Source organism: Anaerobacillus sp. MEB173 (assembly GCF_052119505.1).
GTDB lineage: Bacteria > Bacillota > Bacilli > Bacillales > JBJMAU01 > JBJMAU01.
Genome location: NZ_JBJMAU010000004.1, coordinates 81956 through 96501, shown reverse-complemented (window position 1 = coordinate 96501; position 14546 = coordinate 81956). Strand labels below are relative to the sequence as shown.

Genomic DNA, 14546 nt, shown 5'->3' with positions numbered 1-14546 from the left:
TGTGAATCGGACAGTACGAAAAATTGACCATCTTGAACATGCATTAGCAGTCGGACAAGAGCGGGCTCATGGGTTTAATGATGTACAGTTCGTTCACCAAAGCATGCCAAATTGCTCTGTGGATGAAATCCAGTTATCTACAAAAATCGGTGAACTCGATCTTAGTTCACCGATTTTTATTAATGCAATGACTGGCGGTGGTGGTGAGCGAACGAAAGAGATCAATGGTCAATTAGCTCAAGTGGCTGCAAAATGTAACATTGGAATTGCTGTTGGTTCGCAAATGAGTGCAATTAAAGACCATACACAGCGAGAAACGTATGAAATCGTTAGAAAAATGAATCCAAATGGGCTTGTACTTGCTAACTTAGGAAGTGAAGCAACCGTTGAACAAGCGAAACAGGCAGTTGATATGCTTGAAGCAAATGGATTACAAATTCATTTAAATGTCATACAGGAGCTTGTTATGCCTGAGGGAGATCGTGACTTTACAGATGCACTTAAACGGATCGAACAAATTGTTACTGCATTATCGGTGCCAGTAATTGTGAAAGAAGTCGGATTTGGGATGAGTAAAGAAACCGCTCAACAATTAGCAAACGCTGGCGTAACGATAATGGATGTTGGTGGATTTGGGGGAACCAATTTTTCAAAAGTTGAAAATTGCCGTCGTGAAACACCACTTTCATTTTTTGATGACTGGGGAATTAAAACAACTTGTTCAATTGTTGAAGTGAAGTCAAATCAACCGTTTGCTTCGGTTATAGGTTCAGGCGGGATCCAAACAAGTCTGGATATCGCCAAATCAATTGCTCTAGGTGCCTCGGCCGTTGGATTAGCCGGATATATACTAAAAGTATTAACGGATAAAGGGAGCGACGGGGTATTAGCAGTTTTGGACGAACTTCATAAGGACTTAAAATTAATCATGACGGCATTAGGTGTAACAACAATACCCCAACTCCAAAAAGTCCCATTAGTCATAAGTGGAGATACGTACCACTGGCTCGAACAAAGAGGATTCAATACAAAGATATTTGGCATGAGAGGGCAGAAGAAGTAACAAAAACAAAATTTAGAATTGAATATGTAGAATTTAGAATTAAATCCTCTTTGGTGAATTCTAAGTTGACATAAATGAAAAAGATTCCAACAAATTTGTTGGAATCTTTTTTTAGTTCTTCAAAGAAAGTGCAGGCGAAGGTTTTAATTCTAAATTATACATTGATCTTTAACGGTCTCTCTGTCTTTTTCTCGCCTCTTCTGGGCTTTCCATTTTTGCGGCTCCTGGATAGTGCAGGCTTTGGTCACGGTCTGATTCATACTTTCGTGATTGTTTTGATTTTTTTACTTGACGATCTTGTCCCATAGAAAAGCCTCCTTTCTTTAAAAGTATTCGTAGTTGTTAAAGTGTCTATGCAATCGATCATGTTGAAAGAAAAATTCTGAAATAAGATTATTTTTCATGAAATGTAACCATAATGGAAATGATAGGAGGTGAGTGTTCATGGATGGGATTTATTTTTATTGGATTGGATGGGGTGCATGGGTTATTGCAACATTTTTTATGGCAAAAACAAAAAGCCGAATGTATACAGCAATCGTTATTCTCGTAACCATTGCCCTTTCAATAACAGAACTTAGAATATTTGGATACGAAGTAAGTGCAGCATTTGTTTTTAGTGTTATTATTGGATATTTCTTACTATCGAAGCTGGCTTTTCTGAAGTTACTATATTACTTCATAACTTGTATTATTTTAGCGTTTGCCTATGTAAGTTTTTCATTGTTTGCACTGTATGACCCCGTATGGGTAATTTTCGATTATTCGTTAATGTTGGCAACTACTTTAGTTGTTTTGACATTATTCTTAGTTAAAGACCAATACTTGAGGGTTGTTTCCCTTACAGTTGGTGCTATCCAAGGTGAAGTGGTTTATTCTGTCGTGTTACATTCCATTTATTATCAAAAGCCGATCGGAACACTAGCTTTCTTTGATATGCTTGCAATCGCTATAATCTTCACTTACTTATGGTATTCCTTTGAGCTATTTGTTGAGTACACAGATTCATACTTCAAAAAAAAACAAAGGAAGAAGGACGTGGTTATTAATGGATGAATACACATACCCGATCATTTTTGGAATTGTAGTAGGCTTTATTTCTCGAATTGACATGCTAAAGACAGATTACCGACAATATCCTACATATCCACACGGAAGGGTCATTCATTTGGCTTTAGGCTTTTTAGCAGCAGCTCTTGGTACGATTGCAGTACCGTCAATTATGGAAAGGGAATTTACCGCTGTGACATTTTTGACGATTGCTGCATCACAATTTCGAGATGTCCGTAACATGGAGCGAAATACATTAGAAAAATTAGATGAACAGGAACTTGTGCCAAGAGGTAAAACATATATTGAGGGAATCGCTATGGCTTTTGAAGGGCGAAATTATCTCGTTATATTTACCTCACTTACGACAACGATCGCCTATGTTGTCTTTAATTTTTGGGCAGCGGTAGTTGTTGGAATTATTACGATTCTAATATCTAAAAAGTTTATGTCAGGGAAAAAACTGAAGGAAATCGCTGATATCAGAGCTGGTGAATTAAGGTTTGATGGTCCTAACCTTTATGTTGAAGATATTCACATTATGAACATTGGTTTAGAGAATAAGCAAAAGGATATTATGAAGTATGGAATGGGGTTCATTGTTGAACCGAAGAATTTTAATGTGCGAGCGACACTTGCCAACGTTGGTCAACGTCAAGCGATTCTACATGACATGTCTGTTTCGCTCGGTGTATTTAAAGATGATGGTACACCTTCATTAGTGCCATTAGTCCGGCGTGATTTAGATGACGGAAGAATAGGTGTTTTTACACTGCCGCAAGTTAGAGATACCGAAAAAGCAATCGCAGTTATTGGGGAGGTTCCAGTCCTTGAGAATGCAATCCGTATACCGTCCGAGTCAAAGGCAAATCAGAAAGGGCGTGAATTAAAGTAATTATGGAATTAGATAAGTTTATTCTTGCCGTTGTTACGACAAAAAGAGAGAAAGTGTCAGGAAGTGTAGTGACCTTCCATTGTGATACAAAGGATGAAATGGAAGTAATGTTATCAACACTTGAAGCAATTACAGACGGCATTGCCCATGAAATAAGTGAAGAATTGTTTATTGTCGTAAAGCATTAAATGATCAGTGTTGGCGAAGCTTGCTTATTTTTGGTAAAATAGATTAGCTATGCCCTTCTGAATTACAGGAAGGGTTTCTTTTATAAAAGTTTGTATGTGTAAAGTAGAAAGGTAGTGAATGTATGCCAAAACCAGTTGTGGCAATAGTTGGCCGACCAAATGTAGGGAAATCAACAATTTTTAACAGAATCGTTGGTGAGAGGATCGCCATTGTTGAAGATATGCCTGGAGTAACCCGTGACAGACTTTATAGTTCTGCGGAATGGTTAAACAAAGATTTTAATCTTATTGATACAGGTGGAATTGAAATTAGTGATGAACCGTTGTTGGAACAGATGAGGGAACAAGCAGAATTAGCGATTTCAGAAGCTGATGTTATTATCTTTATTGTCAATGGTCGGGAAGGAATTACCTCTGCCGATGAAGAAGTAGCTAAGATCCTGTTTCGATCAAAAAAACCAATCGTGTTAGGTGTTAATAAAATTGATAACCCTGAAATGAGAGATCAATTATATGAATTTTATTCCTTAGGAATGGGGGATCCAATTGCAATTTCAGGATCTCACGGTTTAGGGATAGGAGATTTATTAGACGGAGTGTGTAAACATTTTCCTAATGATGATGATGAAGATTATGATCAAGATACAATTCGTATATCTTTAATTGGTCGACCGAATGTAGGGAAGTCTTCGCTCGTAAATTCTCTTCTAGGGGAAGAAAGAGTTATTGTCAGTGACATAGCTGGAACAACACGTGATGCTATTGATACACCGTTCACGAAGGATGGACAAGACTATGTACTGATTGATACAGCGGGAATGAGAAAACGCGGGAAGGTATATGAGAGTACGGAAAAGTACAGTGTTTTGAGGGCGTTAAAAGCAATTGAGCGTTCTGATGTTGTTCTTGTTGTGTTAAATGCTGAAGAGGGTATTATTGAGCAAGATAAAAAAATTGCCGGATATGCTCATGAGGCAGGACGAGCACTTGTTATTGTGGTCAACAAATGGGATACGATTGAAAAAGATGATAAAACAATGCGCGAATTTGAGCAGAAAATTCGTGATCACTTCCAATATTTATCGTATGCACCGATTCTCTTCCTTTCAGCAAAAACGAAACAAAGATTACAGCACGTGTTACCGACAGTGAAGTTGGTATCAGAAAATCATTCTTTACGAGTACCGACAAATGTATTAAATGATTTGGTGATGGATGCAGTAGCCATGAATCCGACACCGACAGATAAAGGGCGCAGATTAAAAATTAATTATACAACTCAAGTGGCTGTTAAACCGCCTACTTTTGTTTTCTTTGTAAATGAACCTGAGTTAATGCATTTTTCCTATGAACGCTTTTTGGAAAATCGCCTTCGGGACACATTTGAGTTTCAAGGAACGCCAATTAAGATTATTGCAAGAAAGAAAAATGATTAGTAGATATGGAGGTGGGTTCCATGGGGCTCGTTTTATCTATCATTATCGCCTATCTCCTAGGTTCGATCAGCTTTAGTTATATTATTGCTAAAAAGATTAAAAAGGTCGACATCAGGCAACATGGGAGTGGGAATGCCGGTGCTACAAATACTTTACGAGTATTGGGGGTTGGACCGGCAATTACAGTTTTATTGCTTGATGCAGGAAAAGGGGTAGCAGCAGTATTTATTGCCTATTGGATTACTGGATCACAATTCGTTTCATCCTCTTCAATATTGGTAGAGACTGGTATGATTGCTGCTTCTGCAGGATTAGCAGCAATCATTGGTCATAATTGGCCAATTTATTATGGTTTTCGTGGTGGCAAAGGAGTAGCTACAACAATTGGTGTAGTTGCAAGCTTAACATTTTTTCCGGCATTAATATCAGGAATTATTACGATTATTATTATCGCAACAACTCGATATGTTTCATTAGGATCGCTTGCTTTTATGACATTAACACCAATATTGTCGGTTACTTTATTTGATCATTATCCTATTGGTTATTTTTATTTATTATGTATTGTGGCTTTACTTTCTTATTGGCGCCACCGTTCAAATATACAGAGGCTATTAACAGGGAAAGAAAGTAAAATTGGGGAAAAGAAAACCGTTTGATCTATCACGTTTCATAATCATTTACTAAAGGATGTGATTATATGGCCAAGATTGCTGTAATTGGAGCAGGAAGTTGGGGGAGTGCACTGGCGCTTGTTTTGGCAGATAATGGGCATGCTATTCGAATTTGGGGAAGAAATAAAGAGCAAATTGAAGAAATTAATGAAAAACATACAAATCATAAATATTTGCCAGAAGTCACCTTGCCAGCTACAATTGTTGGCTATACAGATATTGCGAAGGCGGTTGACCAGGCCGATACAATTCTTCTTGTTGTTCCGACAAAGGCGATGCGTGAAGTCTTACCACTTATTCGTGAGAAAATAACAAAAGAAGTAATGATTGTTCATGCAAGTAAAGGGATCGAACCAGACAGCTTAAAACGGGTTTCAGAGGTCATTGAAGAGGAAATACCAGATGAATACCGGGGACCGATTGTTGTCCTGTCTGGGCCAAGTCATGCTGAAGAGGTAAGCCTTAGACAGCCGACGACTGTGACCGTGTCTTCTACTGACGTTGATGCAGCAAATCGTACACAAGATTTGTTTATGAATCAAAACTTTCGCGTGTATACAAACGATGATCTGATTGGTGTTGAAATTGGCGGTGCACTCAAAAATATTATTGCACTTGGTGCCGGCTTAACGAATGGATTAGGATATGGAGACAATGCGAAGGCAGCTTTAATGACAAGGGGATTAGCAGAGATCTCTAGGTTAGGTATTAAATTGGGTGCAAATCCATTAACATTTGCCGGTCTTTCTGGTTTAGGTGATCTTATTGTTACTTGTACAAGTGTTCACAGCCGTAATTGGAGGGCTGGAAACTTACTGGGACAAGGGAAATCCATTGATGAAGTGTTAGAAAGCATGGGTATGGTCGTTGAGGGAATCCGTACTACAAAAGCAGCTTATCAATTAGCAGCCCGTGAACAAGTGGAGATGCCGATTACGAATGTATTATATGATGTATTGTTTAACGGGAAGGAACCGAAACAAGCAGTAGAAGAATTAATGGGGCGAGTAAAAACTCATGAGGTAGAAGATTTAACTGGATTATTGTCTAATTAAGTGCCTAGGTGTATTTGTGGCAAAAGCCTTAGACAGGCACAAAGTCCTTTTCCTTGCATACGATATTCTGATCACAGTATGAAGGAGGACTTCACTTGCAAAATAAAAACAACCCGTTTTTTGATGATCTTCAGAAAAAAACGAATGTTAATCCGAATGATCTATTAAATCTGGCAAATTCAGTAAGTCAAGCTGATCTAAAAAATGAAAAAGCTGTTCGGCAATTAATCGCACAAGTAGCAAGGTTAGCTGGAAAACCCGTTTCTAAAGAAAAAGAAGATCAGCTAGTAAAGGCTATTGTTAATAATAATATTCCGATGGATTTTTCTACTCTTGCAAAGATGTTTGGGCAAAAATAAATGCGAAATTAGGCTGATGCTCGATACTCTATTCATTCCTAAAGCATATACTGAAACGAACCGACATCAAACTAGGGCTGTTTGAGTACGGAAGTATTTAGTTAAGTTGGAGATAGATGCCCCCTCTTCTCCAGCTTTTTTATTTTTGACGTTCGAACATAGGACAACCCTATAGCAATATGCTATAATATCAACGGAAATGAAAAAAATGTAGAATTTAGAATGTAGAATGTAGAATTATTTTGAGGTTATTCTTTGATGTTTTTATACATCTTAGAATCACTACCGCTTATTCTAAATTCTACATTCTAAATTGTTTTTGGAGGTTTTTTATGTCACCTGGAATGCTGAAGATGTATATTTCTTTTGTTGCAATGGCTCTTATGTTTGTATCTGTTATTGCAGCTATTTTTGGTCGAGAGAAGTTAAAGGGCTTTTGGAAAAATCTTGTATTAACGATTTCGTTTATATGTATGGTTATTTCCGGTCTTATTGTGTTCTTAGTTGTGTTTAGTGGGCCGATTGAAGGATAAAAACAGTAGCAGGGTTTAGGAATACTTATTTTATTGAAGTTGAAGGATGATTTTAATGAAAAACAGCATGATAGTAGTATTATCAACAGTTGCTCTTCTTCTTTTATCTGGATGTTTTTATCCGAGTGAACAAAGGGCAGAAAATCAAATTCCATATGAGGATCAAATTGTATCGGTTCAATCAGCAGTTAATCAGTTTCGAAAAGATACGGGTGTATTGCCAATAAAGACTCGCGACATGGAGACACCAATCTATCAAAAGTATCCAATTGATTTTGGACAACTTGTTCCTCGCTATATGCAAAATGCTCCAGGAAATTCTTTTGAGAATGGAGGAGTGTTTCAATATGTATTGATCAATGTAGAAACTGATCCGGAGGTAAAGTTAATTGACCTTGTAACATTACGTTATATTCAAGAGTTACAAATGAAAGTCAATCAGTATCGAAGTCAGCATCAATTTGCTCCTGTAGCTGAAGTTCTTGATGTCGGTATCTTTGCACTTGATGTAGAACAATTAGGATACAAAGAACCACCGACTGTTAGGAGTCCGTTTTTTCCAGATCACCAACTTCCGTTAATTATCGATAACCGAGGAACGGTCGTCGTTGATTATACAATTGATCTATTACAAGCACTAGAAAACTATGATCATAGTTTTGATTCAGGTGATGATATTCGTTCGATTTTAGTAGATAACTCTCATTTTGTCCCCGTGTTTTCGTTATCATACACAATTGAAGATGGAAGGCCCACTTTCTTGAGAGATTAGGAAAAAAAGTGATGTTCAATAAAATTTACTAGTTATATTCCCCCCTTCTTTTCATATAAATACAGAAAAGAAGGGGGTCTTTTTTATGTTTTTAAGGCAATTGAATAAATTGGAGTATATAAAAGTCCATCACAAAAGGTGAGCGATGTAAGAAGGTGATGCTTTTTTTGAGGCCCCGTTTTTCTACTTATCCGCTTAAGTTCGCTTTTGATCAAGAACTTTTCTTTAAAGCAGAAGTCATATTTGGTGGACAACATCATAAGTATATACTGTCAAAGTTAATAGGTGTTTCGAGGAGTATATCCCAAACAATAAATTGATCGGGAGGGGATCACGTGGAAAAGATTGATATTTTTAAAGATATCGCTGAACGAACTGGAGGCGATATTTATTTAGGGGTGGTAGGTTCAGTCCGAACCGGAAAATCCACATTTATTAAAAAGTTTATGGAGTTAGTCGTCATTCCAAACATTGAAAATGAATCAGATAGAGCTCGTGCACAGGATGAATTACCTCAAAGTGCTGCAGGTCGAACAATCATGACAACTGAGCCGAAGTTTGTACCGAATAATGCCGTTTCTCTGCAGGTTGATGAAGGAATAGATGTGAATATCCGCTTAGTTGACTGTGTCGGCTATGCTGTTCCAGGGGCTAAGGGATATGAGGATGAAAATGGCCCTAGAATGATTAATACTCCATGGTATGAGGAGCCGATTCCATTTCAAGAGGCAGCAGAGATTGGTACAAGAAAAGTAATTCAAGAACATTCGACTTTAGGTGTTGTTATCACAACGGATGGAACAATTGGGGAAATTCCACGAGCCGATTACGTAGATTCTGAAGAACGTGTAATAGATGAACTTAAAGAGGTAGGAAAACCCTTTATTGTGGTCATTAACTCGGTTCGTCCGCAACACCCTGAAACAGAACAACTGCGAAATCAGTTAACGGAAAAATACGATGTCCCTGTGTTAGCGCTAAGTATTGAAAGTATGACTGAACATGATATTAATAGTGTTCTGCGTGAAGTATTATTTGAATTTCCAGTTCATGAGGTCAATGTGAACTTACCAAGTTGGGTTATGGTACTCCGTGAAGATCATTGGTTACGCCAAAGTTATGAGGATTCTGTAAGAGAAACTGTTCAAGATATTAAGCGATTACGAGATGTAGACCGCGTTGTCGGCCAGTTTAGTGATTATGAATTTATTGAACGAGCTGGCCTAGCTGGTATTGAAATGGGGCAGGGTGTAGCTGAAATTGACCTCTATGCGCCAGACGATCTTTATGATCAAATCTTAAAAGAAGTAGTTGGAGTTGAAATTCGTGGAAAAGACCACTTATTGCAGCTGATGCAAGACTTTGCTTATGCAAAGGCAGAATATGATCAAGTTGCTGAAGCACTTAAGATGGTGAAACAAACAGGGTATGGTATAGCAGCTCCGTCTATTACAGATATGAGCCTTGATGAACCTGAGATTATCCGTCAAGGATCACGTTTTGGTGTTAGATTAAAAGCAGTTGCACCTTCCATTCATATGATTAAAGTTGATGTAGAGTCTGAATTTGCCCCGATTATCGGTACTGAAAAGCAAAGTGAAGAGTTAGTGAGGTACTTAATGCAAGATTTTGAGGAAAATCCTCTTTCAATTTGGAATTCCGACATTTTTGGTCGCTCATTAAACTCAATTGTCCGAGAAGGTATCTCAGCGAAATTATCTCTAATGCCAGAAAATGCCAGGTATAAACTAAAGGAAACCCTTGAAAGAATTATTAATGAAGGCTCAGGCGGTCTTATTGCAATAATCCTATAATCTTTAAACTCCCTCTCCCGGGAGTTTTTATTTTTGTTAAAGTTTGCTAACGAATAAAGATTATGATACGATTCATTGAGGATTTTTGAAGTGAAAAATAAGAAAAACATGTAAAAAGCGGGGAAAATGTCTTAAAAAACCACTTTTTTCTTCAAAAGTTGTTGAATTATTACTTATCATCGTTTAATATAAGCGTTGTTATCCAATATTTTATTAGATACGTATAAAAAATGTGTATTTGGCTAAGAAAATGAATAACAGTTTTTATACTATCACTGGATTAACGAAAGGATAGTATAAATATCGCTAACCATAAAGGTTTTTTATATTTGGGAGGAGGTGAATGGCATGAATAAAACAGATCTTATTAATGCTGTTGCAGAAGCAACTGAGCTTTCAAAAAAAGACGCGACTAGCGCTGTTGATGCAGTATTTGAAGCTATTACAAATACTCTTCAAGAAGGTGACAAAGTTCAACTAATCGGATTTGGAAATTTTGAAGTTCGTGAACGTGCTGCTCGTAAAGGACGTAATCCACAAACAGGTGAAGAAATTGAAATCGCTGCAAGTAAAGTTCCAGCGTTCAAACCGGGAAAAGCCCTAAAGGATGCAGTTAAGTAAGGATACATATAGGGCCTAAGAGTCGCTTTTACGTAAAGCGGCTCTTTCTTTTTGTTTATGATTTTATATGCACGTTTTTAGTGGAAAGAACATGATTTTTTATTAGCTGGATACGCTAGTATGTAAGGGAGTGCCATTTTCTTTACTTTTAACTTTTACATGTGCTAGAATTTTTTGACGAGTAATGATTTTACTATAGATAATGGATGATGTTGAATGGAGGAGCAAATGTTGAGTAATGTCAATCATGATAAAATTGAACAAGCTGTTCGTATGATTCTTGAAGCGATTGGTGAAGATCCTAACCGAGAGGGATTGTTAGATACACCGAAACGGGTAGCGAAAATGTATGCTGAGGTTTTTGAAGGGTTAAATCAAGATCCAAAAGAGCATTTTGCTACAGTATTTGGAGAGGAGCATGAGGAACTCGTACTAGTGAAAGATATCCCATTCTTTTCGATGTGTGAGCATCATCTTGTGCCCTTTTTCGGTAAAGCACATGTAGGCTATATTCCTAGAGGTGGCAAAGTGACTGGGTTAAGTAAATTAGCTCGTGCAGTTGAAGCGGTTGCTAAACGTCCGCAACTGCAAGAGAGAATAACATCGACTATTGCGGATTCCTTACTGGAAACGTTAGACCCCCATGGTGTGATTGTTGTTGTTGAGGCAGAGCATATGTGCATGACGATGCGCGGGGTAAAGAAACCTGGAGCTCAAACAGTAACATCAGCTGTTCGAGGAGTATTTGCTGAAGATGCATCAGCGAGAGCTGAAGTGCTTTCTTTTATTAAAGGATAATGAACTAAGGCATTTTGCCTTAGTTTTTTTTGCGACTATTGTTCAAATATTCTTCTTTCTTTTGGTTACCCTACTAACGAGGTGAAGGTGATGAATAATAATGTCAGATCACAATTGTTTACTTGGTTATTTCCGATTGCCCTTATCATACTTGGGGTGATCGTTGCTTATGTAATTATCATGTAGGATGGTTGTCTTAAAAGGTTGGTAATTGTATTGACAACGGTTGCCTTTTGGGCCATATTAGAAGAATAGCAAGTTGCGTAGAGTACTTCTTATAGCTCAACATAGAGGGAGGGGTTACCGTGAGTTCAAATGATTTTATAGTAATAAAGGCAAAGGAAAATGGTGTAAATGTCATTGGCTTAACGAGAGGTTCAGATACAAGGTTTCACCATTCTGAAAAATTAGATAAAGGTGAGGTCATGATTGCTCAATTTACTGAGCATACTTCAGCAGTTAAAATTAGAGGGAAAGCAATTATACAGACAAGCCATGGTGAAATGGATACTGAAGTTTAATTAAAGCAGGATAACCTGCTTTTATTTGTTATGTTAATAATCACTTTCATGTGATTTTAATTACAGCAGTAAAGTTTCTCCTTTTTTATACTGGACTTATTGACACAAAATAATTGTGTTATAATAAACGTTGTTGAAAAAAATCAACATAGAAAAAGTACTCTAGTTGAGATACTGTCTGATTTGGTTTGTTACCTATTTCACGTTATTTCAAAGAGAGAAGGATGAGAAACAATGGAGAAACAAATATTGGGGGATTAATGTATGACCACAGTAAAAGACTACAGTAATGAGATTATACAATTAAAAGATAGACTTTATAAGCGATTACAACACCCTTATTTGATGAAGTTTATTGATCCTCCATTTGTGGATGATGATAAATTCTTTTTTTTGTATACGATGTTGCAAGACAATGAAGAATCGAAAGAATGCATAAAAGAATATGTTTTGACTACGATGCTCGTGCAGGCAGCATTAGATACCCACGAAAAAGTTTCCCTCAGTACAATTTCTACTAATGTAATCAAGAAACATCGACAATTAACGGTTCTTGCAGGAGATTATTATAGTAGTCTATACTATTATCTTCTTTCAAAAATTGATGATATAACAATGATTCGTATATTAGCGTTATCAATTAAAGAAATTAATGAAAGTAAGATGAGCTTTTATAAAAATGACCAGTCTCTTCATGAAAGCTTTAATAATATCCGAATGATTGAGACCGATCTATTGCAAAAGGTTGCTGATCATTATAATATTTCAAATTGGAAATCGATTTTGGGAGAGTTCTTTTTACTAAAGCGATTACTTGGAGAAAGAAAACAATTAGCAATCGGGCACTATGGTCCACTTATGTCAAAAATTTCTCAGGAACATTTTGGCCAGCAACGTCGTAAGAAAACTCATTTATTTCAACAAGAGCAATTCGATCAGCTACTGCAAATGTGTGATGTCTATATTGAGCGTTCAAGAGAAACCTTACTCAATCAATTACATCCGTATCAGTCATTGCATTCATATATTCACGAACGAGTCGAGCAATTATTTGTCGAAGCAGGCTTAATAAAGGAAAAAGTAGCGGAAGAAGGGTAAGAGGATGGCACAATCAAAAGAAGAACGAGTACATCAAGTATTTGAATCGATTTATAAAAAATATGACATGATGAATTCCGTCATTAGCTTTCAGCGGCATAAGGCATGGCGTAAAGATACAATGAAACGAATGGATGTCCGAAAAGGTGCAAGTGCTCTTGATGTCTGCTGCGGGACAGCTGATTGGACAATTGCTTTGGCAAAGGCTGTAGGACCTAGTGGAAATGTGAAAGGTCTTGATTTCAGCCAAAATATGCTCAAAATAGGTGAGCGAAAGGTTACTCATGAGAATCTCGGTAATACAGAGCTTATTCATGGAAATGCAATGGAGCTGCCATTTGCTGACAATTCCTTCGATTATGTTACGATTGGATTTGGACTTCGAAACGTACCTGACTATATGCAGGTATTAAAAGAGATGAACCGGGTCGTTAAGCCAGGTGGAAAAGTGATCTGTTTAGAAACATCGAAACCTACGATTCCTGGATTTAAACAGCTTTATTATTTTTATTTTCAACGAATTATGCCTGTATTCGGAAGAATGTTTGCAAAGAGTTATGAGGAATATTCATGGTTGCAGGAATCAACAATGAACTTTCCAGGAAGAGAAGAGTTAGCTCAATTATTTAGGGACGCTGGGTTTGTAAATATTGAAGTGAAACCATATTCTGGTGGAGTAGCTTGCATGCATTTAGGATATAAACGAGGAGAAAATAATAAATAGAACTGGAGTCATCGTTGTGATTAGAAAGTTAAAAATTATTCTGGAAATGATTAAATTTGAACATACTATTTTTGCGTTGCCATTCGCCTTCTTGGGAGCCATACTTGGGAGCATTGTCATAAATGATACATGGCCTACAATGCAACAGTGGTTATGGATCACATTAGCAATGGTTGGTGCAAGGAGTGCAGCAATGTCTCTAAATCGTGTTATCGATGCTAAAATTGACAAAGCAAATGCGAGAACTGCTGGCAGAGCAATTCCTGCTGGTCTTATTTCACAAGTAGAGGTTATTTTGTTTATTATTGTTTCTTTTGCCTTATTACTTTATTCATCTTATCAATTAAATTTACTTGCAGTTTATTTATTACCCGTAGCTGTATTCTTTTTAGTGATTTACTCCTATACGAAACGCTTCACATGGGCTTGTCACCTCGTGCTAGGGATTACAATTGGACTTGCACCACTCGGTGGATGGGTAGGGACAACGGGAACGTTAACGTGGGAAGCATTTTTATTATTCATTGGTGTGGCCTTATGGACGGCAGGGTTTGATGTTATCTATGCAACCCAAGATGCGGACTATGACCGTAGTGTTGGATTGTATTCAATCCCAAGTCGTTTTGGACTTGCAAAGGCGTTACAATTAGCTAAGTTATTTCATGTGATTAGTTTTATTGCTTTATTATCGCTATTTTTCATTACAAATTTAGGGTATGTCTACTTATTTGGGGTATTGGTTTCAGGTGTAATTATGTGGTATCAGCATTCCTTAGTATCACCTCAAGATTTATCAAAAGTTGATGTTGCCTTCTTTACAATGAATGGAATTTTAAGTATCGTAATGTTAGTGTTCACGATAGGAGATATGCTTTTATAAATAAAAGCAATTGCAGACTGTATTGATATAAAGGAATTAATCAGCAACCGGTACGTGTACGCGCC

The 14546-nt window shown here is 37.1% G+C and carries 18 protein-coding genes; 17 read left to right on the top strand and 1 reads right to left on the bottom strand.

The window, feature by feature from the left end; translation table 11 throughout:
* Position 1: 1 nt before the first annotated feature.
* Complete coding sequence (gene fni / locus ACJ2A9_RS10305; RefSeq protein ID WP_441421566.1) at positions 2 to 1063, top strand: type 2 isopentenyl-diphosphate Delta-isomerase; 1062 nt, start codon at positions 2 to 4, stop codon at positions 1061 to 1063.
* A 168-nt stretch (positions 1064 to 1231) separates the two neighbouring features.
* On the opposite strand, the gene ACJ2A9_RS10300 is transcribed toward fni, so the two are convergent.
* Complete coding sequence (locus ACJ2A9_RS10300) at positions 1232 to 1369, bottom strand: YpzI family protein (protein WP_441421565.1); 138 nt, start codon at positions 1367 to 1369, stop codon at positions 1232 to 1234.
* 138 nt (positions 1370 to 1507) lie between these two features.
* Here ACJ2A9_RS10300 and ACJ2A9_RS10295 point away from each other — a divergent pair, with 138 nt between their 5' ends.
* The 16 genes from ACJ2A9_RS10295 to ACJ2A9_RS10220 all read left to right on the top strand — a co-directional run bounded on the left by ACJ2A9_RS10295 (position 1508) and on the right by ACJ2A9_RS10220 (position 14481).
* Entirely contained in the window at positions 1508 to 2119 is a 612-nt protein-coding gene (locus tag ACJ2A9_RS10295) for a YphA family membrane protein (protein WP_441421564.1), read from the top strand.
* Positions 2112 to 3008 carry a YIEGIA family protein gene (locus ACJ2A9_RS10290; RefSeq protein WP_441421563.1) on the top strand — a complete coding sequence of 299 codons (897 nt, stop codon included), beginning with the start codon at positions 2112 to 2114 and terminating at the stop codon, positions 3006 to 3008. The genes ACJ2A9_RS10295 and ACJ2A9_RS10290 overlap by 8 nt, the downstream gene beginning before the upstream one ends.
* 2 nt (positions 3009 to 3010) lie before the next feature.
* Entirely contained in the window at positions 3011 to 3196 is a 186-nt protein-coding gene (locus tag ACJ2A9_RS10285) for a capping complex subunit for YIEGIA (RefSeq protein WP_441421562.1), read from the top strand.
* 122 nt (positions 3197 to 3318) lie between these two features.
* Positions 3319 to 4632, top strand: a complete 1314-nt coding sequence (gene der / locus ACJ2A9_RS10280; RefSeq protein ID WP_441421561.1) for a ribosome biogenesis GTPase Der — start codon at positions 3319 to 3321, stop codon at positions 4630 to 4632.
* A gap of 20 nt (positions 4633 to 4652) precedes the next feature.
* Positions 4653 to 5291 (top strand): glycerol-3-phosphate 1-O-acyltransferase PlsY, encoded by a 639-nt coding sequence (gene plsY, locus ACJ2A9_RS10275; RefSeq protein ID WP_441421560.1) that lies wholly within the window; start codon positions 4653 to 4655, stop codon positions 5289 to 5291.
* A 41-nt stretch (positions 5292 to 5332) separates the two neighbouring features.
* Positions 5333 to 6361 carry an NAD(P)H-dependent glycerol-3-phosphate dehydrogenase gene (locus ACJ2A9_RS10270; RefSeq protein WP_441421559.1) on the top strand — a complete coding sequence of 343 codons (1029 nt, stop codon included), beginning with the start codon at positions 5333 to 5335 and terminating at the stop codon, positions 6359 to 6361.
* 95 nt (positions 6362 to 6456) lie between these two features.
* Entirely contained in the window at positions 6457 to 6720 is a 264-nt protein-coding gene (locus ACJ2A9_RS10265) for a stage VI sporulation protein F (RefSeq protein WP_441421558.1), read from the top strand.
* A 332-nt stretch (positions 6721 to 7052) separates the two neighbouring features.
* Complete coding sequence (locus tag ACJ2A9_RS10260) at positions 7053 to 7253, top strand: DUF2768 domain-containing protein (RefSeq protein ID WP_441421557.1); 201 nt, start codon at positions 7053 to 7055, stop codon at positions 7251 to 7253.
* Between the two features lie 55 nt (positions 7254 to 7308).
* The gene (locus tag ACJ2A9_RS10255; RefSeq protein WP_441421556.1) at positions 7309 to 8025 is read left to right on the top strand and encodes a hypothetical protein; all 717 of its coding nucleotides are present in this window, start codon (positions 7309 to 7311) and stop codon (positions 8023 to 8025) included.
* 335 nt (positions 8026 to 8360) lie between these two features.
* Entirely contained in the window at positions 8361 to 9839 is a 1479-nt protein-coding gene (gene spoIVA / locus ACJ2A9_RS10250; protein ID WP_441421555.1) for a stage IV sporulation protein A, read from the top strand.
* Positions 9840 to 10187: 348 nt separating this feature from the next.
* Positions 10188 to 10460, top strand: a complete 273-nt coding sequence (locus ACJ2A9_RS10245) for an HU family DNA-binding protein (RefSeq protein WP_441421554.1) — start codon at positions 10188 to 10190, stop codon at positions 10458 to 10460.
* Between the two features lie 231 nt (positions 10461 to 10691).
* Positions 10692 to 11258, top strand: coding sequence for a GTP cyclohydrolase I FolE (gene folE / locus ACJ2A9_RS10240; RefSeq protein ID WP_441421553.1), 567 nt, complete (start codon positions 10692 to 10694; stop codon positions 11256 to 11258).
* Positions 11259 to 11563: 305 nt separating this feature from the next.
* Positions 11564 to 11779 (top strand): trp RNA-binding attenuation protein MtrB, encoded by a 216-nt coding sequence (gene mtrB / locus ACJ2A9_RS10235; RefSeq protein WP_441421552.1) that lies wholly within the window; start codon positions 11564 to 11566, stop codon positions 11777 to 11779.
* 264 nt (positions 11780 to 12043) lie between these two features.
* Positions 12044 to 12877: a heptaprenyl diphosphate synthase component 1 gene (locus tag ACJ2A9_RS10230; RefSeq protein ID WP_441421551.1), complete on the top strand. Its 834-nt coding sequence runs from the start codon at positions 12044 to 12046 to the stop codon at positions 12875 to 12877.
* Between the two features lie 4 nt (positions 12878 to 12881).
* Positions 12882 to 13601, top strand: coding sequence for a demethylmenaquinone methyltransferase (locus tag ACJ2A9_RS10225; RefSeq protein WP_441421550.1), 720 nt, complete (start codon positions 12882 to 12884; stop codon positions 13599 to 13601).
* A 16-nt stretch (positions 13602 to 13617) separates the two neighbouring features.
* Positions 13618 to 14481, top strand: coding sequence for a UbiA-like polyprenyltransferase (locus ACJ2A9_RS10220; RefSeq protein WP_441421549.1), 864 nt, complete (start codon positions 13618 to 13620; stop codon positions 14479 to 14481).
* Positions 14482 to 14546 lie beyond the last annotated feature (65 nt).

Excerpts from the sequence above, each read along its gene's own strand:
- ACJ2A9_RS10300 (WP_441421565.1), bottom strand. The coding sequence starts at position 1,369 with ATGGGACAAGATCGTCAAGTAAAAAAATCAAAACAATCACGAAAGTAT.
- ACJ2A9_RS10295 (WP_441421564.1), top strand. The coding sequence starts at position 1,508 with ATGGATGGGATTTATTTTTATTGGATTGGATGGGGTGCATGGGTTATT.
- ACJ2A9_RS10290 (WP_441421563.1), top strand. The coding sequence starts at position 2,112 with ATGGATGAATACACATACCCGATCATTTTTGGAATTGTAGTAGGCTTT.
- ACJ2A9_RS10285 (WP_441421562.1), top strand. The coding sequence starts at position 3,011 with ATGGAATTAGATAAGTTTATTCTTGCCGTTGTTACGACAAAAAGAGAG.
- der (WP_441421561.1), top strand. The coding sequence starts at position 3,319 with ATGCCAAAACCAGTTGTGGCAATAGTTGGCCGACCAAATGTAGGGAAA.
- plsY (WP_441421560.1), top strand. The coding sequence starts at position 4,653 with ATGGGGCTCGTTTTATCTATCATTATCGCCTATCTCCTAGGTTCGATC.
- ACJ2A9_RS10270 (WP_441421559.1), top strand. The coding sequence starts at position 5,333 with ATGGCCAAGATTGCTGTAATTGGAGCAGGAAGTTGGGGGAGTGCACTG.
- ACJ2A9_RS10260 (WP_441421557.1), top strand. The coding sequence starts at position 7,053 with ATGTCACCTGGAATGCTGAAGATGTATATTTCTTTTGTTGCAATGGCT.
- ACJ2A9_RS10255 (WP_441421556.1), top strand. The coding sequence starts at position 7,309 with ATGAAAAACAGCATGATAGTAGTATTATCAACAGTTGCTCTTCTTCTT.
- ACJ2A9_RS10245 (WP_441421554.1), top strand. The coding sequence starts at position 10,188 with ATGAATAAAACAGATCTTATTAATGCTGTTGCAGAAGCAACTGAGCTT.
- ACJ2A9_RS10230 (WP_441421551.1), top strand. The coding sequence starts at position 12,044 with ATGACCACAGTAAAAGACTACAGTAATGAGATTATACAATTAAAAGAT.
- ACJ2A9_RS10225 (WP_441421550.1), top strand. The coding sequence starts at position 12,882 with ATGGCACAATCAAAAGAAGAACGAGTACATCAAGTATTTGAATCGATT.